Here is a 19,084-nt window from a genome sequence, read left to right on the forward strand (position 1 = left end):
TGAAAAAACTTGCCTCAGAAGCATCACACCCCCAAGGCAAGTAAACCTAGAAATTATTTTTAATTCCCTAAAGTTGCTTCACTTCTGAAACTAACTTCGCCACCATATCTTTCGCACTACCAAACAGCATTGTGGTTTTATCTTTGTAGAACAACTCATTATCTACACCGGCAAAACCTGCGCTCATCCCGCGCTTAATTACAATAGTGTGCTTTGCCCTATCAACTTCCAAAATGGGCATCCCATAAATTGGGCTAGCGGTATCACTCCGCGCCGCCGGATTGACTACATCATTCGCCCCAATCACTAAAGCCACATCTGCTTGCTCAAATTGGGGGTTAATATCTTCCATGTCATACAACTGGGTGTATGGCACATTCGCCTCAGCTAACAACACATTCATGTGTCCGGGCATTCTGCCAGCAACGGGGTGGATGGCATACTTAACATCAACACCCATCCGTTCTAGTTGGTCTGCCAATTCTCTCACACTGTGCTGTGCTTGAGCTACAGCCATGCCATAACCAGGGACAATTACCACAGAACGGGCATAACCCAACATCATCGCCCCTTCTTCGGGATCGATGCTGTGGACCGTTTGATCTGTTGCACCAGTAGCCCCAACACCACCAGTAGCGCTTCCTGAACCAAAGGCGCTGAACAGCACGCTAAATAGGGAACGGTTCATGGCTTTACACATGATTTCCGTCAAGATTAAACCGGAAGCCCCCACCAATGCACCGGCGATGATTAACATATTGTTCATCACCACGAAACCAGCCGCCGCCGCCGCGATACCTGATAAGGAGTTCAATAGCGAAATTACCACCGGCATATCTCCCCCACCAATGGGGATGACGAACATCACGCCCAAAACTAGGGAGACTGCAACGACTGCTAAAAAGACGGGTAAGCTATCTGGTGTGACGATTAAATAGGCACTTCCTGCTAGATAAGCACCCAAAAGCAAGAGGTTAAATGGTTGTTGTAAAGGAAAGGTAATTGGCGAACCGCTAATTAATCCTTGCAATTTGGCGAAGGCGAGGAAACTACCTGTGAAGGTGACACCACCAATCAACACATCCAATAACATGGAAATGTTGACATCTAAGGGTACGGGTGCGCCAGCATCCAATAACCGCCAGAACTCAGCCACCGCTACTAATGCGGAAGCCGCACCGCCCAAACCGTTGAGTAAACCCACCATTTGGGGCATTTCTGTCATCTGGACTTTGTAGGCAGCGATCGCACCAATACCTGAACCAATCGCTAAACCTAACAAAATCATTTCATAATTGAGGACGTGCTGATCTAACATTGTGGCGACAATTGCCAACAACATCCCCACAGCCGCAATTACATTCCCGTTACGCGCTGTCGCCGGAGAACCTAATTTTTTCAAACCCAGAATAAATAAGGATGCAGCGACTAAGTACGTCAGCTGTATTCCAGTTGGTAAAAAGTCGCTCACGCCTTAATCTCCTTCTTCTTGAACATTTGCAACATTCTGTCGGTAACGAGAAACCCACCGACTACGTTGACTGTCGCCAAAATAACGGCAATCAAACCCAGAATTACGGATAAATTGGTGTTTCTTTCTCCGGCTGCTACTATCGCCCCAATCACAGCAATGCCAGAAATTGCATTTGAGCCTGACATTAAGGGTGTATGTAGAGTGGGTGGTATTTTGTTGATGACTTCAAAGCCGATAAAAGATGCCAACACAAATACAAACAAAGCTGCAATTAATGCCTCTGTCATTTAAAACTCCTTTTTGTAATTGGTAATTGGTAATTGGTAATTGGGTATTAGGGATTTATCTTTCCTATTACCTATTACCTATTAGCGAACTACCACAGCTTGCAACGCATCTTTGACACGTTGATTGCGAATTTCCCCAGCGTGAGTAATGCAAGCAGCATCAATGATGTCGTCGGTAAAATCTACTTGTAATGCTTTATCTTTAATGAGCAATTGCAGCAAAGATGTGAGGTTCTTGGAATACAATTGGCTGGCGTGGACTGGCATTGATGAAGGGAGATTAATCGGGCCGATGATTGTCACCCCATTCCAGACAATATCTTTACCGGGTTCGGTACAAGCACAGTTACCACCTTGTTCAGCCGCTAAATCTACAATCACTGAACCAGGTTTCATTTGTGCAACCATTTCGGCTGTAACTAGCACTGGTGCTTTTCTACCTGGTACTTGAGCAGTTGTAATGACTACATCAGAATTTTTAACGTGTTCGGCGACGACTTCTTGGGTGCGCTGTTTGCTGGCTTCAGAAATTTCTTTAGCATAGCCACCTTGGGCTGTGGTTTCTTCTTCGAGTTTGACTTCGACGAACTTTGCCCCTAAGCTTTGCACTTCTTCTTTCACCGCCGGACGAATATCAAAGGCTTCTACCACTGCGCCCAAACGTCTAGCTGTGGCGATCGCTTGCAATCCTGCAACACCAGCACCCATAATAAATACTTTAGCTGGGGCAATTGTCCCTGCGGCAGTTGTCAACATCGGGAAATATTTTGGTAACGCCGCCGCCGCAATTAATACCGCTTTATAACCCGCCAGTGACGCTTGTGAAGATAAAGCATCCATCGATTGCGCCCTGGTAGTTCTGGGGATCAGTTCCATACTCAAGGCTGTGACTTTACGATTCACTAGTTGCTGCGCCACTACCGGATTACCCAAGGGATTCAGAAAACTAATTAAAACAGCACCTTCCCGTAATAAATCAATCTCTAAGCGCCCATCTTCCCGTTCTTGTGGTGGGCTAACTTTCAACAAAACATCTGTTTCGCCCCATAATTTACCAGCATCACCAACAATTGTTGCTCCTGCTGCTACATAGGCAGCATCATCAAAAAATGATCGCTCTCCTGCGCCTGCTTCTACCCAAACCTCTAAACCTTGTTTTACCAATCGGGCAACCGTGTCAGGATTTAAGGCTACACGTCGTTCACAAACTTCAATTTCTTTAGCAACGGCTATTCTCATGAAATCTCCTGAAGATAAATACCTAATCTCTGCAAAATCTGCAACTTTGCTTATGAGGAATGTCATTTACTCATGGCTCTTTCTTTGAGCTATGAAAAATTGATTTTCCTTTTTGATTGAAACTTGAGCGTTCCCCTTGACTCTGGTGATGCAACAGACAAAGCTTTTCTGAGCATCTGGCAAAATTTCCAATTTGCTGATAGTTGCCAATCGCTTACATATTGCAAATTCTATTTTGATACCCCAAGTTTTATCCTTCTCTTTAGCTTATTTTCGGGATTGCAAAATTTTTATGTTTCTTTTCTATTACATACCGCAATATTCAGCAAACTTATATTTTTTTAGCTTGATTGTTTTCTAACAAATGTTTAGTTATTTTTTGAATGGTTATTGATATGATTTAAGCTGATTTTTACTAATCTATCTCAACTTAACAGGCGATCGCTAATTAGATAGCTCAATTTTTATAACAAACAACCTAAATTAAGATACACTTGTACATATTTAGAAACAAAATCACTTATTAAGTGTGTTTCTATTTACTTTAAGTACTAGTGTTTTTACCAACAGTTGTGATTCCAGAAAAAATGGCACTTTTTGCCTCCACTGAACGTCTAAAGTGTATCACATGAAGCAAAACTAACAGAAACCTTACGTAAAACCTGGATTGAGTGCTTTTATACGTAAGTCTCGTGATATCTATAAAATTACCTTGGTGGAGGAGCCTAACTATGAAACGTTTACTTTCAGCTTTAGCCGTTACTAGTTGTGTAATAGCCGGTTTACCAACTATTACCTCGGCACAAAGTCTACCTGGATTTACATTATTTAGTGGTGTTAAAAGCGAAAATCAGCTACCCTTTCGTTTAGATTTTGGTGGACAGAGCAATAGCTGGGATAGATATATATTAAGGATTCCTGCCCAGAAAATGAAATTGGCAGCTGCTCAATTTGCCATTACCTACCCGGATTACTATAAAGGAAGCTTTGATACCAAAGATATTGAAATCAGAGTTGGAGACAAAAAAGTTCCTGTCTCCGAAGTGAAATGGGATAAAGAAGGTCGTCTGTTGGAGATTTTCCCAGAAGAGCCAGTACCAGCAGGTAGCAGAGTAGAGTTAGTCCTTTCCAATGTACGTAACCCAGCATTTGGTGGAACTTTTTACTTCAACTGTCAAATTCTCTCACCGGGAGATGTCCCCTTACTACGATACTTGGGAACCTGGATTTTAAGTATCAATTAATTGAGAAGATAAAGGTAATTTAGGGAGAAATGCTGACTCAGCACCTACTACTCCCTAATTACCTCTTTATAGACTATTAACTATCCACAGTGATAAGATAATAGATTGTGATTTTTTATAAAAAATCGTCTAAGAGGACAAAAGTATGCAGAGAACGCTTGGTGGGACAAACCGTAAGAGAAAAAGAACTTCTGGGTTCCGTGCCAGAATGCGGACTCCCGATGGCAGAAACGTCATCAGAGCCAGAAGAAAGAGAGGTCGTCATCGTTTGAGCGTGTAGGGTATTTTAGGCGCAAAGAATAGCTGTGGCATTGCCCAAAGCAAACCGATTAAAATCCCGGCATGATTTTCAGGCAGTTTTCCGAGAAGGGCTGAGACGAAACAGCTCTCATTTCACATTGCGAGCATTAAAACCGTCATCTGCCAAAAAGTCTTCTTTGGATACTGCCGCCAAAACCCAACCAGCAGATGACGTACAAGATATACCTAGTACGCTTATTGGTGTTTCGATTAGTACCAAAGTTAGTAAGAGAGCGGTGGTGCGTAACCGCATAAAACGGCAAATTACGGCTGCCATGCAGCAATTATTGCCGAGATTAGCACCAGGGTGGAAATTAGTAGTAATTGTGAAGCCAACAGCCGCAGAAAGTAAGTGCGGAAGCCAGCAATTTCTGCAAGAATTAGAGCAGTTGTTGGCACAAACTGAGGTATTACATGGGCATTCGTGAAGAAGTTTATTATGAAGGCGGCCCCCACATTGGGGATCTAATTTTGAATATACTAGTTGGACTAACTGTTGTAGGTATTCCCTTAGCAGTTGGAGCAATTGTGAGAGCATTATGGTTACGCTACCGCATCACCGATCGCAGAATATCTGTAATGGGTGGTTGGATGGGACGCGATCGCTCAGACGTAATTTATTCAGAAATTACCAAGATAGTCAAAGTTCCCCGTGGTCTTGGGATTTGGGGAGATATGGTAGTTACTTTAAGAAACGGTAGTCGTTTAGAACTGCGGGCTGTTCCCAATTTCCGCGAAGTTTATGACTACATTAATGACAAAATTGCTGCCAGAAATCCTCAATATACTGCGAAGTAGGGAATAGGGAGTGGGGAGTAGGGAATAGAAGATTTGCTTATAAAAAATAAAAAATTCAGAAAATTCCCCATTACCAAACACTACTCACTACTCCCCATTTATCATCTTGTGCGGCTATCCGTAGCAGAAGATAGTCCCACAGTCATCCCGATTTAGATAAATTAGATTCAGTTCAGTTTACAGTACCTCAGGTTGAATTCAGAATAATGGATTTTGGTATCGGGTTTCTCTCGAACAACGTCATGTTGCCGATCATAGACTTTTTCTATAGCGTTGTGCCGAGCTATGGATTGGCGATCGTTGCCTTAACATTGATAATCCGCTTCGCGCTCTATCCCCTGAGTGCTGGTCAAATTCGCAATATGCGGAAAATGCGAATTGTGCAACCCCTCATGCAAAAGCGGATGGCAGAAATTAAAGAGCGCTATAAGGATGATCCGCAAAAGCAGCAAGAAGAAATGATGAACGTCCAAAAGGAGTTTGGCAACCCCTTAGCCGGATGTTTGCCGTTACTGCTGCAAATGCCAGTCCTGTTGGCTCTGTTTGCCACTTTGCGGGGTTCACCATTTGCTGGAGTTAATTACTCTGTTAACCTGCAAATCTTCCCCTCTGAGCAAATCGAACGTATCCAACCTCAAGCATTCGCCACTCCCCCCCAAAATATTTACATTGCCGATGGGGAGCATACCAAAGTTACAGCCATCCTCCCTGGTGGTAATAAGTTAGCGGTAGGCGAAAAAACTAAAATTCAATATCAGACCCTAGAGGGTAAACCATTCCCAGTTCTACTGGCCGAACACCCAGAGAGTAAACTGTCGCCTGAATGGAAAATTACCAAGGGTGAAGACCGAATTAAAATCGATGCCGAGGGCAATATAGAAGCCTTACAGCCAGGAGATGTCACCATTCAAGGTACAATTCCCGGACTAGCGGCAGATAAAGGATTTTTATTCATTGATGCTTTAGGTAGAGTAGGCGCAATCGACCCAGATAACACCATCCACTGGGATATCGTGGGAATGATCGTCTTCTTTGGTATCAGCCTGTACTTTAGCCAAATGCTTTCTGGGCAAAATTCTAGCGGTGGGAATCCTCAACAGGATACGGTCAACAAAATCACTCCCGTGATCTTTTCTGGGATGTTTTTGTTCTTCCCTCTGCCGGCTGGTGTACTCATGTACATGGTGATTGGTAACGTTTTCCAAACCTTACAAACCTATATCCTCTCCCGCGAACCTTTACCAGAGGAAATACAAAAAATTGTAGAAACTCAGGAAAAACAAGCGCAGGCTGAACAAAAGACATTACCTTTTGAGCCAAAAAGTTCCAAGAAAAAGACCACAGGTTAATAAATGAGCAATAATCCCATGCAGAGAGGTCAGCAGTGGTTACAATCACTGCTGGAACTCACTGGGGTATCAGCTGAGATTCACGGTAGTGTAGAAACTGCTCAATCTCACAATGAAGATTCCCAAGAAACAGATGGTTACTGGTTGACAATTGACGCAACTAATTTAAACCCACAGCAAATTCAAACTTTAATTGGTGCTGATGGCTCTGTATTAGATGCAATTCAGTATTTAGTTAATTCCACTCTCAATATCAATCAACCCCAGGAAGGACAAGCTTCCTACACCGTGGAATTGAACGGTTATAGGGTTAAACGACAAGCCGAAATTCAACAAATCGCAGAAACAGCCGCCGAGCAGGTACGTTCTACAGGTCAAGAAGTAGAGATTAAATCCCTCAGTTCTGCGGAACGGCGTTTAGTACACACTTTCCTAAAAGACTTTGGCGATTTAGAAACCTTTAGCCGTGGTAAAGAACCCCATCGTCATTTAGTTGTGCGTCCGGCTGTGAATGAATTATGAGAGGCTAGAATTTAGAGGCTAGAGGTTAGAAAACACATATTTTACCTAGTCCCCAATCCCCAGTCTGCATATTTATTCTTCCTAAAAGCTAAACTAAAAATGGATTATCAGCAGAATTGCTGATAATTGACATAAATTCTTGTAATGATGTTTTACAAATCCTATGGACGCAATCTTTATTCCGCAGCTAACTAAAGCCCCGGAGCGGACAGAGGAAGTTCAAGTTAAAGAGTTTCTGCCAGGGTTGGAGACTTTGACACCTGTACGTGGCCTTGTCCGCGTGCAGCATTATGGTAATTACCTGCAAGTCTCGGCTAAGGCAGAAGCAATTATTACTTGCACCTGCAATCGCTGCTTACAGCAGTACAATCAGCGTTTAGCTGTAGATACTCAAGAAGTTATTTGGTTGGATGAGGCTGTCGAGCAAGAGCAAAACTTACCCTTAGAACGGGAAGTAGCGATGGAAGATTTGCTAGAAACCTTATCGCCTAATGGTTATTTTTATCCCAGCGAATGGTTGTATGAACAAATGTGTTTAGCGTTGCCACAACGTCAATTATGTGACATTAATTGTCCGGGCATTTTAACTGATAATAGCGCTGAAAGTTCAGATCAAGGAATTGATAATCGTTGGTCTGGTTTGAAGGCACTGAAAAAACATTTACCTGGATAATAATATTTTGCCAATGTAATGGATAAGTGTTTGTAGTAAAGACTTTAGTACTGAAGAAAATTATAATTAAAGTTTTTACTACTAATACCAAATTAAGATGAAGCTGCGCCAAATAAATGATGTAGAGAAGTTGATGCAACGTCTCTACAGTACAGAATAAAGTGCATCTATGGCTACGCCAGGCAAGCTACATCAAGAAACGGTATAACCTGCTTTATATGCAAAATAAATTGTTCCTTGTGATATTTAGATTTGCAATAAATTAGCGATCGCCTCTGGCATGGGTAGCACAATGATCACCAGTAAAGCCATTGCCAACAAACCTAAAATATCGCGTTTGGTGTCCAATTCAGTCACATCATTTAAAGCTGGTTCATCGACTAAGGGAATAAACAATAAGATAATTGCCCATACGAAAAATTCAGATTGAACTAAAGACAGTAACAACAGCAACAGACGGGCAATTTGACCAATAAACATAGCAGTTCTTTGCCCAAACATCGCATGGACAATATGACCACCATCTAATTGCCCCACGGGCATAAGATTTAATGCTGTGACAATTAATCCCAAAAAACCAGCTACTGCGACTGGATGTAAATCAATCGCTAATTTTGCTGTTAAGGCGCTTCCTAAAGCTAATTTAGCCAGTAACGCCACAAGGATTGAATATTTAGGATTCAGTGCATCAGGGTTTAACAAACTAGTATTTTCAGTCAGGGGAACCAAATCTGAATGAGCCAAACCCCAAATAACTAGCGGTAATGTAGCGATAAACCCAGCTAGAGGTCCAGCAATACCAACATCAAATAAAGCCTTACGGTTGGGAATTGGACTCCGCATTTGAATAAATGCACCAAAAGTTCCCAAGAAAAAAGGTATGGGGATAAAGTAGGGCAGGGTCGAGCGAATTTTATAGAATCTAGCGGTGAAGTAATGACCCATCTCATGGATACCCAAGATAGTCATTAAAGCTAAAGCATAGGGTAATCCCTGTAAAAGTAATTTCGGGTCAGATTGCAGCCTTGTAGGGTCAATCCCGGCGATTTTTACACCTACCAGAGTGGTAGTTACCAAAGTAGCCACTAACAGTAATAAAGCCAATCCTGGGCGTGTTAATGGCTCGGATTGTCTAGCATTAGCTTTAGCAGCTTGGCTGTTGGGAACCAATACAAAGAACGGCTTACCATTAAATCCTTCTTGAAAGATGAGCAAGAAGCGATCGCCAAATTGAGCTTCAATGTTAGCTCTAATCTGCTGGTAAGCTTGAGTTGGTGTAGTTCGCAACTGCCCTCGGCAAATCACCGCCTGGGGTCTATACTCAATGTTTTGGACGTAGTAAATAGACCAGGGAAAACAGTTTCGCAGCTGGGTTTCTTCCGTGGGTTCAATGGGACGTACAGGCACTGGTTCTGCGGTAGGATGATTAGCCGATTGTGATTCTGTGGTTTGGGGTGCAGTTTGTGTATCCCTCGGCAATTGCCGTCCCCACTGAAACAAAAGCCAGTATAACAAAAGGCAGATAATTGACGGCCAAAATATCAGTGCTGGCGGTGGCGGTTGTTTTACCCCATAAACTAGTGTCCATCCAGTTAAAACCAACGCAGGTGTCATCAACACCAGCCATAACAGCCAGATGGGTGTTTTGGTGATGTTAGCAACACTGCGCTGCACCATCAGATAAGTAGCTATTCCCAATAGGAGGAGAAACCAGAATGTCATGTTTTCTACAGTAATTTTGAAAAATGCCGTGCAAGTAGTGTTAGCACCACAGCCACCGCTACAAAGCCGACCCGCGACCCCAGATTTTTAGATAAAGTTCAACAAGGTTGATTAACTCTTTGCGCCTCAGTTATTAGTTGTGAGCCAGTACGGTCTTGGGGGTTTCCCCCATGAGTAACTGGCGTTAGCGTAGCGGTAGCGACGTAAGGAGCGTCACCCGGAGGGTCAGTCGTTTTTGGATCTGGTTTAATACCTCGTCCCCTGATTGAATAGTCTTCACCCATCGAAAACTACTGACCACTGACCACTGACCACAACCAATTCAACTCTGTAACTATATTTTCACAACTCCTCAGGTTTGGTTTTTCTTATGTGTCCCTTACCTCAACAGCCTAGTCATATAACTAAGTCACCACGGGATGTCTTGGACGGTATTTTTGCTTTTCCACCAAATCGGGACACATTGGGGGGAACCTCTTATCTCATTGTAGGAAATGAAGGGAATATCCTCATAGATTGTCCCGCCTTAGACCAAACAAATTTAGATTTTTTGCGATCGCATGGTGGCGTAAAATGGCTATTCCTCACCCATCGTGGCGCTATTGGGAGAACAGCAGAAATTCAACAAAATTATGGCTGTGAAGTTATGATTCAAGAACAAGAAGCCTATTTGCTACCAGGCTTAACTGTTACTACCTTCACTCAAGAATTTGACCTCACCCCCACAGCCAAAGCTATCTGGACACCCGGACACTCTCCAGGCTCCTCTTGCTTGTACTATAACTACCAGGGTGGTGTACTATTTTCCGGTCGCCATTTACTTCCCAACCAACAAGGCGAACCCGTTCCGTTACGCACCGCTAAAACTTTTCATTGGCCCCGACAAATTAAGAGCTTACAAACAATCTTAGAAGCCTTTACCCCAGAAACCCTGCAATACATCTGTCCCGGTGCTAACACTGGTTTCCTCAGAGGTAAACGCTCCATAGACACAGCCTACCAACGCCTAGCCTCTTTGGATTTAAAAGCTTTACTCCAAACACAACCGCTAATTTAAGAGAGCGGGGAGTTACTGAGAACTTATGACTCCCCCAGCCTCCTAGCCTTTATTCCCAATCCCGGCTACTACAGAATTTTTACTCAACAGATCCAACGCTGCTTGATATTGCAAATCTGTTTCTGTGGCAATTTCATCGCGGGTGAGTATTTGCTGGGTAACAACTGTATCCGGTTTAATGCCTAACTTGTTAATATCTCTGTGATTAGGAGTTTCATACTTAGCAATTGTCACCGCCAAGCCAGAACCATCGGATAATTCAAATAAAGACTGGATTAAACCCTTGCCAAAGGTAGTTTCACCCACCAACTGAGCGCGACCGTTATCTTGGAGTGCGCCGGCGAGAATTTCGCTAGCACTGGCGGTTCCTTGGTTAACTAAAATTATTAATGGATCATCTGTCAAGGCAGGGCCAAAGGCTTCAAAGCTACCCTGAATACCTTGGCGATTGACAGTGTAGACAATTGTGCCGGAATCTAACCACTGACGGGCAATCTCAATGCCGGCTTGCAGTAAACCGCCTGGATTATTTCGCAAATCCAAAATGTAGGCAGCAGCACCTTTTTTCTCTAGACTAGAGATAGCGTGTGCTAATTCCATTGAGGCATTGGCATTGAATTGAGTGAGGCGAAGATAACCGAAAGACTTACCTTCGGGGGATGAGCGTAATTCTGCCACAACAGGATTAAGAGCAATGCGATCGCGCACTATTCTGATTTCTTTTTCCCCTTCTCCGTCACGTTCAATTACAAGGGTGACTAAACTACCTATGGGGCCGCGCATCCTGGTGGCTGCTTCGTCAAGAGTCAAATCTGTCGTGGAAATGCCTTCAATTTTCACAATGCGATCGCGCGGTTTAATACCCGCTTGATCTGCTGGCGAACCCGCAATCGGAGAAACCACCTCCAACTTTCCACTCTGTGGATTTAAGGCGATTTGTAAACCCACTCCGGTCAGTTCTCCAGAAGTACTAACCTGTAAGCTGCGGTATTGCTCAGGGTCTAAAAATCTCGTAAAAGGATCACCTAAAGTCTTGAGCATATTCTGAATCGCCCCATAAGCAGCTTTATGGTCTGTAAGGGGCTTTTCCAATGCCTTCTGTCTCACATTCGCCCAATTTTGATGGTTAAACGTCTCATCCAAATAAGAGCGATTGACAATTCGCCACACTTCCGAAACTAGTTTCTGTTCCTCCGTCAATGCTGTGGCTGGTTGAACTACTACTCCTACAGCCAAACTCAAAGCCACCAATAGCGAAAATCCTAGCCGAAAAAACTGTTTTTGCATGAACCCCATTTGCAGTTTTACCTCAACCGAAATTGCCTAGAATTGCCCAGTTGCATGATCAATAATGAAATCTATCTCTCGACTATGTTACTTTTTTTATAGAAGTGGTGCATTATTCTCATCAAGTTGTTAAGGCAGCTGATATTAGTGCATCCCCTTTACCAAAAGGATTATGATCTACTTTGTACCCACCAATCGGGTTGGCTTGCAAAGAGAACGCAATATATTCCATATTTACAGAGTGTTAAGTTTGTGAAAACTCTTGACATTCTGCAAGAGTGAAAAACAGACGAAAAACTCCTCTTAAAAGAAAATCCCAAAATTGCCAATTGGGAGATTGAATCAACCGCAACCGATTTTTAGGAACTTGAGATTGTATGGCCAACGTTTACGACTGGTTTGAGGAACGCTTAGAGATCCAAGCAATTGCTGAAGATGTCACAAGCAAATACGTCCCTCCCCACGTCAACATCTTCTACTGCTTGGGTGGTATTACCCTAGTTTGCTTTCTAATCCAGTTTGCCACTGGATTCGCTATGACGTTCTATTACAAGCCAACAGTTGCTGAAGCTTACTCCTCCGTTCAATACATTATGAACGAGGTGAACTTCGGTTGGTTAATTCGCTCCATTCATCGCTGGTCTGCCAGCATGATGGTGTTGATGATGATTCTGCACGTCTTCCGCGTCTACCTAACTGGTGGTTTCAAAAAGCCCCGTGAATTAACCTGGGTAAGTGGTGTGATCCTCGCTGTCATCACCGTTTCTTTCGGTGTTACAGGCTATTCTCTACCTTGGGATCAAGTAGGTTACTGGGCTGTGAAAATCGTTAGTGGTGTACCAGAAGCGATTCCTGTAGTCGGTGTACTCATCTCCGACCTACTGCGTGGTGGTTCCAGTGTTGGTCAAGCAACCCTGACCCGCTACTACAGCGCCCACACATTTGTACTACCTTGGTTGATTGCAGTATTTATGCTGTTCCACTTCTTGATGATCCGCAAGCAAGGTATTTCCGGGCCTTTGTAATCCAGCAACCAGTTCTCAGAGCCAGTAGTTTGTTTTAAACTGATGAAAAATCAGCAATTAAGACTCATAAGTCAAAAACACTAGTATCTGAAACTCAAAGCTGTTAAAAACCTCAATAAAGGTTTGACCAAGGCTTTAACTGAATTTTAAGCAGGAGAGCGCATTCAAAAATGGCTACACAAAAAAAACCCGATCTGAGCGATCCTACGTTAAGAGCTAAACTCGCCAAAGGCATGGGTCACAACTACTATGGTGAACCAGCTTGGCCCAACGACTTGCTGTATGTATTCCCAATTGTAATCATGGGTTCATTCGCTTGTATCGTGGCTCTAGCCGTACTAGACCCCGCTATGACAGGCGAACCAGCAAATCCTTTCGCTACACCACTGGAAATTTTACCAGAGTGGTATTTGTACCCAGTATTCCAAATTTTGCGATCGCTTCCTAACAAATTGTTGGGAGTATTAGCAATGGCTTCTGTACCTTTGGGACTAATCCTCGTTCCCTTCATTGAGAACGTCAACAAGTTCCAAAACCCCTTCCGTCGTCCAGTTGCAACCACAGTGTTCTTGTTTGGAACCTTGGTAACTCTGTGGTTGGGTATTGGTGCTGCCTTACCATTGGACAAATCTTTGACCTTAGGATTGTTCTAAGCTAGTCACCTAGAAGCTTCTTGACACCTGTAGGTTTCAGGAGCGTATATCTGGAAGTTATGATGTCTAATGACAAATCACCCTGAAGGTGTGTGTAGTCGAAAATGCCATTCATATCAAGGATATGCGCTCTTGAAAACACCACACAGGTGTCAATTTTAGTGATAGGGGTTGCTGAGATAAAGTTCCTAGTGTTGACCAATGACTAATGACCAAATTAAATTTTTAGCTTTGGATACAAAAAATCATCCAAAAACTAAAATAGACTGAAGACGATAGATTACATAAAATTCTTACTCATAATTACATGAAAGCTACGGTCAATGCTTGGCATAATGCAGCACGACCATTTAACAATTAAGAGCGAACTGAAGCTCCTTAACCAAGTACAACAATGGTTTGAGGACTTTTCCCTAAAATATCTGTCTCAACTCGGCTGGACAGAAGGTCAACTTTATCGCCTCAACTTAGCACTAGCGGAGGGTTTTACAAATGCAGTTCGTCATGCACATCGTACTTTACCGCCAGAAACGACCATAGAAATTGAGGTCAGTCTATGGATTAACAAAATAGAAATTAGAATTTGGGATCATGGCAATCCGTTTGATCCTGATGCGATCGCTGAACCAGCACCAGGTACTCTACAAGTGGGAGGCTATGGCTGGTTTCTCCTCCGGCGCTTGGCTGACCGTGTGGTCTACGAACGTAGCGAGGATGGTAGAAATTGTTTGGTCATAGTTAAGTATGCCAAGGAAGGGCAATATTAGGGGAGTGAGGGAAGATGAGTAAGAATTTTTACTTAGGCACTTCCAGATAAAAAATATGAAAAATATACAAGGGTGCGCTACCTGCGATAGAACCTAAATACACTCAGAAATTATTCCTACTGACGCACCCTACCAAACCATCAATTTCGGATGATTTATTTTTTGGTGTTCCCTTACCTTGTCTACCTGATCCTCTTTATCTCCTGACTTCTTCACTTATATCTAGTGAACGGCTTCCAGTAAAGAGAAATTTTGTATAAAAAATTATACCTATAGTAGTAGAGTTAGCATACGAGGTGCTGTTAATACTTTGTTAAAATTAGGCAAAATTATTGTGGGCGGGAAATTAAACTGAGATGTTTATCGAGAGAATAAACCCTCACTAATTCTTCCCTAGCCTGCTGTAGCTCTTTATTGGTCAAAGAGGAGATAGGGAAGAGAATATGACTAAAACAGCCCTAGTTACAGGTATTACTGGTCAAGATGGCTACTATCTCAGTCATTTGCTCCTCAATCAAGGTTATCGAGTAGTGGGATTAGTTTCACCACATCGCCAACCGAATTTGGCAAAGTTAGGGGATTTGGCAACCAAGGTAGAAATATATAATGTTGATTTGAGAGACCCTGTAGCATTGTTAAATGCGGTCGAGCAATTGCGTCCCCAAGAAATTTATAATTTAGCTGCACCTAGTTTTGTGCCTGATTCGTGGAAAGACCCACTAGGAACTTTAGATTTAATTACTGGGACTGCTACCAGACTGTTAGATGCAGTGCGACAAGTTGGTTTATCTACAAGATTCTATCAAGCTAGTAGTTCCGAAATGTTTGGGGATGTTTTGTCTTCTCCTCAAGATGAAGAAACTAGCTTTCGCCCCAAAAATCCCTACGCAGCGGCAAAGCTACACGCCCACTGGACAATGGTGCATCACCGACAGCGCTATGGTCTGTTTGCTTGTAGTGGCATTTTATACAACCATGAGTCACCTTTACGCCCGCCTCAATTTGTTACGCGTAAAGTATCTTTGGCTGCTGCATCTATTAAGTTGGGTTTAGCCCAGACTTTAGAAATGGGGAATTTAGATGCTAAACGCGATTGGGGATTTGCTGGCGATTACGTCAAAGCTATGTGGCTGATGTTGCAAGCAGAGGAACCGGAAGAGTACGTAATAGGTACGGGAAAACTGCACAGTGTCAAAGAATTAGTGTCTATCGCTTTTGATTCGGTTGGCTTAAACTGGCAAAATCATGTAGTGATTAATACAGATTTGCTCAGGCAAGATGAACATTTTCAGCTAGTAGCTAACCCTATCAAAGCGAAAAGGAACCTCGGTTGGGAAACGGAAGTTAGCTTTGAGGGACTTTTAGAGAAAATGGTGCAAACGGATGTAGAAAGATTACAAAGCGGTAATATAGCCCAAGCACCAGAAGGAAAATTACTGGTAGATTAGGATACCGTAGCGCATTTGCACTCATCACCGTACTATCTCTAAAAATCAATAAAAAGAATCTCAATGCCAATTGATACAGTGGGAGAACAAATAAGTTTAGGCAAAACTTCCAATGAACAAGCCAACCATATCTTCTTGTTCTTAGAGGTTTTTAAACAGGAAGGGGGAATTCAATCTTATGTCAAGGATATTTTTCGGGCATATTCAGGACTGAGTCAAGGTTATCAAGCAGAAGTATTGCTATTAAGGGATAGCCCTGAATGCTCAAACCCTTTTACATCTAATAATTTAAAATTTCATTACTTCCAAAATCCATCACCCCAAATAGGCAGAATCAAAATGGCTGGGGTGCTACTAAAATTTTTATTGCAGAGAAGACCACAGATGGTCTTTTGTGGACATATTAAGCTAGCAGTTTTAGTACAGACACTTTGCCAACCGTTAGGTATTCCCTACACTATCCTCACCTATGGCAAAGAATTTTGGGAACCGTTAAAAAATCAAGAACGCCGTGCTTTAGCAGCTGCCAAGGAAATTTGGACGATTAGTCGTTATAGCCGCGATCGCGCCTGTGCTGTTAATGGTATAGATCCTCATAAGGTGAAAATGTTGCCTTGTGCCATAGATGGTAATAAATTTACTCCCGGAGCAAAACAGCCAGAATTAATCGATAAATATGGCTTAACCGATGCCAAAGTATTAATGACCGTAGCACGATTGTGGTCAGGGGATATATACAAAGGCGTGGATGTCACAATCAGGGCATTGCCAAAAATTATCCAGTCCTTCCCAGAAGTAAAATATTTAGTGATTGGTCGTGGTGATGACCAACCGCGATTGGCACAATTAGCCCAAGATTTAGGTGTAAGCGATCGCGTGATTTTTGCAGGTTTTGTCCCTACTGAACAATTAATGGCACATTACCGCCTAGCCGATGCCTATATTATGCCTTCACAAGAAGGTTTTGGGATTGTTTATCTAGAAGCAATGGCTTGTGGTGTCCCGGTGCTGTCCGGTGATGATGACGGTTCTGCTGACCCCTTGCAGGATGGTAAACTAGGTTGGCGAGTTCCTCACCGCAACCCGGAAGCCGTAGCCGCAGCTTGTTTAGAAATTCTTCAAGGAGATGATCAACGTTGTGATGGAGAGTGGTTGCGCGAACAGGCGATCGCACTTTTCGGAATGGATGCTTTACAAAAGCAGCTTTTGTCTTTAGTCCACACTCAGAACTAATGACTAATGACCAAACTCGCTATCCTAGAAGGAGAGCCAGATAGTATTTAAAATGAGCCTTAACAATTCTCAATTGAATCTTTTAAACTTCCGCCCTTGGCTAACGCTGTTAGCAATTGCTTGGTTACTAGCTTCCTTGGGTTTGGGCTGGTTAGTAAATTCCTTACTGATTATAGTGGGATTGTTGTTTTTAGCGCCTGTTGTCGCGTTTTTTGGATTTCGCTGGTGGCTGGAACGCAATTTAGTATCTGATCAATGTCCCGTCTGTAGTTACGAATTTACAGGTTTAAATAATAGCCAGTTGCAATGTCCTAATTGCGGAGAAAACTTAACTGTACAAAAGGGACATTTTCAACGTTTTGCCCCAGAAGGCACAATTGATGTCACAGCAATTGAAGTTCCATCCCAACGATTGGAAGATTGAACAGTTGATATATTTGCTCGCCTCTCTAGCCATAGGGACTTAATAGTATATAATGAGGGATTGTGTCGAATTAGAGCCAATCCATGCCTAAACTAAAAACACGCAAAGCCGCAGCCAAAAGATTCCGTGCCACTGGTACTGGTAAAATCGTGCGCCGCAAAGCTTTCAAAAACCACCTTTTAGAACACAAAACCACCAACAAAAAGCGCCAATTCTCCAAGATGGCAATTGTTAACGAGCGCGACGAAGAAAACGTGCGTTTAATGCTGCCTTATTTGTAAATTTGTAATTTTTCCAGGAATAAAATATGACTCGCGTAAAACGCGGTAACGTTGCTCGTAAACGCCGCAATAAAATTCTCAAACTAGCTAAAGGTTTCCGTGGTTCTCACTCGACTTTGTTTAGAACCGCCAATCAACAGGTAATGAAGGCACTCCGCAGTGCTTACCGCGATCGCAAAAAGAAAAAGCGCGACTTCCGCCGCCTGTGGATTACCCGCATTAACGCTGCTGCCAGACAACATGGATTAAGCTACAGTCAGCTAATCGGTAACTTGAAAAAAGCTGACATTCAACTTAATCGGAAAATGTTGGCACAATTGGCAGTCCTCGATCCTGCTAGCTTCGGCAAAGTGGCAGAGTTGGCAATTCAAGCTAAAGGTTAAGGATGGTAACGGATGAATAACGGATGTAACAGATGGCAAATAATTAGTCGGTTACATCTGATATTATCCGCCATCATTATTTGCTGGATGATTTCGGCTACAGGACTCGCTGCATCTGCCGCCGAACTGCCAGAAATTCAGCGCCGAGGCTACATAACTGTAGCCGTGAAGGATAATTTGCCTTTGTTGGGTTTTAAAGACGCTCAGGGCAATTTACAAGGCTTAGAAATTGATTTAGCAAAGCGTTTAGCGGCTGATTTGTTAGGTAAAGCCGACGCTGTAAAATTGCAACCCGTAAATAATCGCGATCGCCTACCTGTAGTATTTAATCATCAAGTTGATTTAGCGATCGCCAGAGTCACCGCCACAGAATCACGCTCACGCTTGGTAAGTTTCAGTGTTCCTTACTACATGGATGGCACTTATTTAATTACCAAAGATGTGTCTGTACAGCAAATAAATGATTTAGCCACGCGCAAAATTGCTGTCCTGAATAATTCCAGCACCATCGCCGAAGTCCGTTACTACATCCCCAGCGCCGAGTTAGTGGGAGTGAATTCTTACCAAGAAGCGCAAGCAGCAATAGAAAATAATAGCGTCGCCGCTTTCGCCGCCGATGGTAGCCTCTTGAGTGGTTGGGTGCGAGACAATCCTCAATATCGCCTATTACCCACAAAACTATCCACAGCACCCTTATCTGTAGTCATGCCCAAAGGATTGCAGTACGATGAATTGAGAAGAGAAGTTAACGAAGCGATCGCCAGTTACATCGCTCAAGGTTGGTTAAAAGAACGGATTAGTCATTGGTCAATAGTCAATAGTCAATAGTCAGTTGTCATTAGTCCATAGTCATTACTTCCCCTGCTTCCGCTGCTCCCCTGCTCCCCCTCCTCTTAAGAGTCCCTCAAAGACCCATAA

General features: G+C 43.0%; 23 protein-coding genes. 17 read left to right on the top strand and 6 right to left on the bottom strand.

The annotated features are described in order from the left end of the window. Window positions 1-67 precede the first annotated feature (67 nt). From GSQ19_RS22990 to GSQ19_RS23000, 3 genes are all read right to left on the bottom strand, one after another. Window positions 68-1,471, bottom strand: coding sequence for an NAD(P)(+) transhydrogenase (Re/Si-specific) subunit beta (locus GSQ19_RS22990; RefSeq protein ID WP_011320150.1), 1,404 nt, complete (start codon window positions 1,469-1,471; stop codon window positions 68-70). Then, entirely contained in the window at window positions 1,468-1,761 is a 294-nt protein-coding gene (locus GSQ19_RS22995) for an NAD(P) transhydrogenase subunit alpha part 2 (RefSeq protein WP_011320151.1), read from the bottom strand. Before GSQ19_RS22995 ends, GSQ19_RS22990 begins: the two co-directional genes overlap by 4 nt. Window positions 1,762-1,842: 81 nt before the next feature. Beyond that, window positions 1,843-3,000, bottom strand: a complete 1,158-nt coding sequence (locus GSQ19_RS23000) for a Re/Si-specific NAD(P)(+) transhydrogenase subunit alpha (protein WP_011320152.1) — start codon at window positions 2,998-3,000, stop codon at window positions 1,843-1,845. A 731-nt stretch (window positions 3,001-3,731) separates the two neighbouring features. Here GSQ19_RS23000 and GSQ19_RS23005 point away from each other — a divergent pair. The 7 genes from GSQ19_RS23005 to GSQ19_RS23035 all read left to right on the top strand — a co-directional run bounded on the left by GSQ19_RS23005 (window position 3,732) and on the right by GSQ19_RS23035 (window position 7,886). Continuing rightward, window positions 3,732-4,244, top strand: a complete 513-nt coding sequence (locus GSQ19_RS23005) for a DUF2808 domain-containing protein (protein WP_011320153.1) — start codon at window positions 3,732-3,734, stop codon at window positions 4,242-4,244. 145 nt (window positions 4,245-4,389) lie between these two features. Further along, on the top strand, window positions 4,390-4,524 hold the full coding sequence (gene rpmH, locus GSQ19_RS23010) for a 50S ribosomal protein L34 (protein ID WP_010997562.1): 135 nt from the start codon (window positions 4,390-4,392) through the stop codon (window positions 4,522-4,524). Between the two features lie 25 nt (window positions 4,525-4,549). After that, window positions 4,550-4,972 carry a ribonuclease P protein component gene (gene rnpA, locus GSQ19_RS23015; protein ID WP_011320154.1) on the top strand — a complete coding sequence of 141 codons (423 nt, stop codon included), beginning with the start codon at window positions 4,550-4,552 and terminating at the stop codon, window positions 4,970-4,972. Further along, entirely contained in the window at window positions 4,959-5,342 is a 384-nt protein-coding gene (locus GSQ19_RS23020; RefSeq protein WP_011320155.1) for a PH domain-containing protein, read from the top strand. The genes rnpA and GSQ19_RS23020 overlap by 14 nt, the downstream gene beginning before the upstream one ends. A 206-nt stretch (window positions 5,343-5,548) precedes the next feature. After that, on the top strand, window positions 5,549-6,691 hold the full coding sequence (yidC, locus tag GSQ19_RS23025) for a membrane protein insertase YidC (RefSeq protein WP_011320156.1): 1,143 nt from the start codon (window positions 5,549-5,551) through the stop codon (window positions 6,689-6,691). Between the two features lie 3 nt (window positions 6,692-6,694). Next, window positions 6,695-7,213 carry a Jag family protein gene (locus tag GSQ19_RS23030; protein WP_011320157.1) on the top strand — a complete coding sequence of 173 codons (519 nt, stop codon included), beginning with the start codon at window positions 6,695-6,697 and terminating at the stop codon, window positions 7,211-7,213. A 163-nt stretch (window positions 7,214-7,376) separates the two neighbouring features. After that, window positions 7,377-7,886, top strand: coding sequence for a YceD family protein (locus GSQ19_RS23035; RefSeq protein ID WP_011320158.1), 510 nt, complete (start codon window positions 7,377-7,379; stop codon window positions 7,884-7,886). 246 nt (window positions 7,887-8,132) lie between these two features. Here the strand turns inward: GSQ19_RS23035 and GSQ19_RS23040 are convergent, their stop codons facing one another. Both GSQ19_RS23040 and GSQ19_RS23045 read right to left on the bottom strand, forming a co-directional pair. Continuing rightward, window positions 8,133-9,608 (bottom strand): site-2 protease family protein, encoded by a 1,476-nt coding sequence (locus tag GSQ19_RS23040; protein WP_011320159.1) that lies wholly within the window; start codon window positions 9,606-9,608, stop codon window positions 8,133-8,135. Between the two features lie 98 nt (window positions 9,609-9,706). Continuing rightward, a complete protein-coding gene (locus GSQ19_RS23045) occupies window positions 9,707-9,892 on the bottom strand; it encodes a hypothetical protein (RefSeq protein WP_041456295.1) in 186 nt (61 codons plus the stop codon). Between the two features lie 86 nt (window positions 9,893-9,978). On the opposite strand from GSQ19_RS23045, the gene GSQ19_RS23050 reads away from it, so the two are divergent. Next, window positions 9,979-10,665 carry an MBL fold metallo-hydrolase gene (locus GSQ19_RS23050; RefSeq protein ID WP_011320160.1) on the top strand — a complete coding sequence of 229 codons (687 nt, stop codon included), beginning with the start codon at window positions 9,979-9,981 and terminating at the stop codon, window positions 10,663-10,665. Window positions 10,666-10,707: 42 nt separating this feature from the next. On the opposite strand, the gene ctpA is transcribed toward GSQ19_RS23050, so the two are convergent. Beyond that, window positions 10,708-11,961 carry a carboxyl-terminal processing protease CtpA gene (gene ctpA, locus GSQ19_RS23055; protein ID WP_011320161.1) on the bottom strand — a complete coding sequence of 418 codons (1,254 nt, stop codon included), beginning with the start codon at window positions 11,959-11,961 and terminating at the stop codon, window positions 10,708-10,710. Window positions 11,962-12,329: 368 nt separating this feature from the next. On the opposite strand from ctpA, the gene petB reads away from it, so the two are divergent. From petB to GSQ19_RS23100, 9 genes are all read left to right on the top strand, one after another. After that, the gene (gene petB, locus GSQ19_RS23060; RefSeq protein WP_010997571.1) at window positions 12,330-12,977 is read left to right on the top strand and encodes a cytochrome b6; all 648 of its coding nucleotides are present in this window, start codon (window positions 12,330-12,332) and stop codon (window positions 12,975-12,977) included. Between the two features lie 170 nt (window positions 12,978-13,147). Beyond that, entirely contained in the window at window positions 13,148-13,630 is a 483-nt protein-coding gene (gene petD / locus GSQ19_RS23065; protein WP_011320162.1) for a cytochrome b6-f complex subunit IV, read from the top strand. 323 nt (window positions 13,631-13,953) lie between these two features. Beyond that, window positions 13,954-14,397: an ATP-binding protein gene (locus tag GSQ19_RS23070; protein ID WP_011320163.1), complete on the top strand. Its 444-nt coding sequence runs from the start codon at window positions 13,954-13,956 to the stop codon at window positions 14,395-14,397. Between the two features lie 443 nt (window positions 14,398-14,840). After that, complete coding sequence (locus GSQ19_RS23075) at window positions 14,841-15,845, top strand: GDP-mannose 4,6-dehydratase (RefSeq protein WP_011320164.1); 1,005 nt, start codon at window positions 14,841-14,843, stop codon at window positions 15,843-15,845. 63 nt (window positions 15,846-15,908) lie between these two features. Further along, complete coding sequence (locus GSQ19_RS23080; protein WP_011320165.1) at window positions 15,909-17,078, top strand: glycosyltransferase family 4 protein; 1,170 nt, start codon at window positions 15,909-15,911, stop codon at window positions 17,076-17,078. 52 nt (window positions 17,079-17,130) lie between these two features. Further along, window positions 17,131-17,502 (top strand): hypothetical protein, encoded by a 372-nt coding sequence (locus GSQ19_RS23085; RefSeq protein WP_011320166.1) that lies wholly within the window; start codon window positions 17,131-17,133, stop codon window positions 17,500-17,502. Window positions 17,503-17,585: 83 nt separating this feature from the next. Continuing rightward, a complete protein-coding gene (gene rpmI / locus GSQ19_RS23090) occupies window positions 17,586-17,783 on the top strand; it encodes a 50S ribosomal protein L35 (protein ID WP_010997577.1) in 198 nt (65 codons plus the stop codon). 26 nt (window positions 17,784-17,809) lie between these two features. Beyond that, the gene (gene rplT, locus GSQ19_RS23095) at window positions 17,810-18,166 is read left to right on the top strand and encodes a 50S ribosomal protein L20 (RefSeq protein ID WP_011320167.1); all 357 of its coding nucleotides are present in this window, start codon (window positions 17,810-17,812) and stop codon (window positions 18,164-18,166) included. A gap of 12 nt (window positions 18,167-18,178) precedes the next feature. Further along, window positions 18,179-18,994, top strand: a complete 816-nt coding sequence (locus GSQ19_RS23100) for a transporter substrate-binding domain-containing protein (RefSeq protein WP_011320168.1) — start codon at window positions 18,179-18,181, stop codon at window positions 18,992-18,994. Window positions 18,995-19,084: the final 90 nt, after the last annotated feature.

It is taken from the genome of Trichormus variabilis 0441 (assembly GCF_009856605.1).
Taxonomy (GTDB): Bacteria; Cyanobacteriota; Cyanobacteriia; order Cyanobacteriales; family Nostocaceae; genus Trichormus; species Trichormus variabilis.

What these genes read in the sequence shown, in the direction of transcription:
- GSQ19_RS22995 (WP_011320151.1), bottom strand. Translation starts at nt 1,761, where the DNA reads ATGACAGAGGCATTAATTGCAGCTTTGTTTGTATTTGTGTTGGCATCT.
- GSQ19_RS23000 (WP_011320152.1), bottom strand. Translation starts at nt 3,000, where the DNA reads ATGAGAATAGCCGTTGCTAAAGAAATTGAAGTTTGTGAACGACGTGTA.
- GSQ19_RS23005 (WP_011320153.1), top strand. Translation starts at nt 3,732, where the DNA reads ATGAAACGTTTACTTTCAGCTTTAGCCGTTACTAGTTGTGTAATAGCC.
- rpmH (WP_010997562.1), top strand. Translation starts at nt 4,390, where the DNA reads ATGCAGAGAACGCTTGGTGGGACAAACCGTAAGAGAAAAAGAACTTCT.
- GSQ19_RS23020 (WP_011320155.1), top strand. Translation starts at nt 4,959, where the DNA reads ATGGGCATTCGTGAAGAAGTTTATTATGAAGGCGGCCCCCACATTGGG.
- yidC (WP_011320156.1), top strand. Translation starts at nt 5,549, where the DNA reads ATGGATTTTGGTATCGGGTTTCTCTCGAACAACGTCATGTTGCCGATC.
- GSQ19_RS23030 (WP_011320157.1), top strand. Translation starts at nt 6,695, where the DNA reads ATGAGCAATAATCCCATGCAGAGAGGTCAGCAGTGGTTACAATCACTG.
- GSQ19_RS23035 (WP_011320158.1), top strand. Translation starts at nt 7,377, where the DNA reads ATGGACGCAATCTTTATTCCGCAGCTAACTAAAGCCCCGGAGCGGACA.
- GSQ19_RS23040 (WP_011320159.1), bottom strand. Translation starts at nt 9,608, where the DNA reads ATGACATTCTGGTTTCTCCTCCTATTGGGAATAGCTACTTATCTGATG.
- GSQ19_RS23045 (WP_041456295.1), bottom strand. Translation starts at nt 9,892, where the DNA reads ATGGGTGAAGACTATTCAATCAGGGGACGAGGTATTAAACCAGATCCA.
- GSQ19_RS23050 (WP_011320160.1), top strand. Translation starts at nt 9,979, where the DNA reads ATGTGTCCCTTACCTCAACAGCCTAGTCATATAACTAAGTCACCACGG.
- ctpA (WP_011320161.1), bottom strand. Translation starts at nt 11,961, where the DNA reads ATGGGGTTCATGCAAAAACAGTTTTTTCGGCTAGGATTTTCGCTATTG.
- petB (WP_010997571.1), top strand. Translation starts at nt 12,330, where the DNA reads ATGGCCAACGTTTACGACTGGTTTGAGGAACGCTTAGAGATCCAAGCA.
- petD (WP_011320162.1), top strand. Translation starts at nt 13,148, where the DNA reads ATGGCTACACAAAAAAAACCCGATCTGAGCGATCCTACGTTAAGAGCT.
- GSQ19_RS23070 (WP_011320163.1), top strand. Translation starts at nt 13,954, where the DNA reads ATGCTTGGCATAATGCAGCACGACCATTTAACAATTAAGAGCGAACTG.
- GSQ19_RS23075 (WP_011320164.1), top strand. Translation starts at nt 14,841, where the DNA reads ATGACTAAAACAGCCCTAGTTACAGGTATTACTGGTCAAGATGGCTAC.
- GSQ19_RS23080 (WP_011320165.1), top strand. Translation starts at nt 15,909, where the DNA reads ATGCCAATTGATACAGTGGGAGAACAAATAAGTTTAGGCAAAACTTCC.
- GSQ19_RS23085 (WP_011320166.1), top strand. Translation starts at nt 17,131, where the DNA reads ATGAGCCTTAACAATTCTCAATTGAATCTTTTAAACTTCCGCCCTTGG.
- rpmI (WP_010997577.1), top strand. Translation starts at nt 17,586, where the DNA reads ATGCCTAAACTAAAAACACGCAAAGCCGCAGCCAAAAGATTCCGTGCC.
- rplT (WP_011320167.1), top strand. Translation starts at nt 17,810, where the DNA reads ATGACTCGCGTAAAACGCGGTAACGTTGCTCGTAAACGCCGCAATAAA.
- GSQ19_RS23100 (WP_011320168.1), top strand. Translation starts at nt 18,179, where the DNA reads ATGAATAACGGATGTAACAGATGGCAAATAATTAGTCGGTTACATCTG.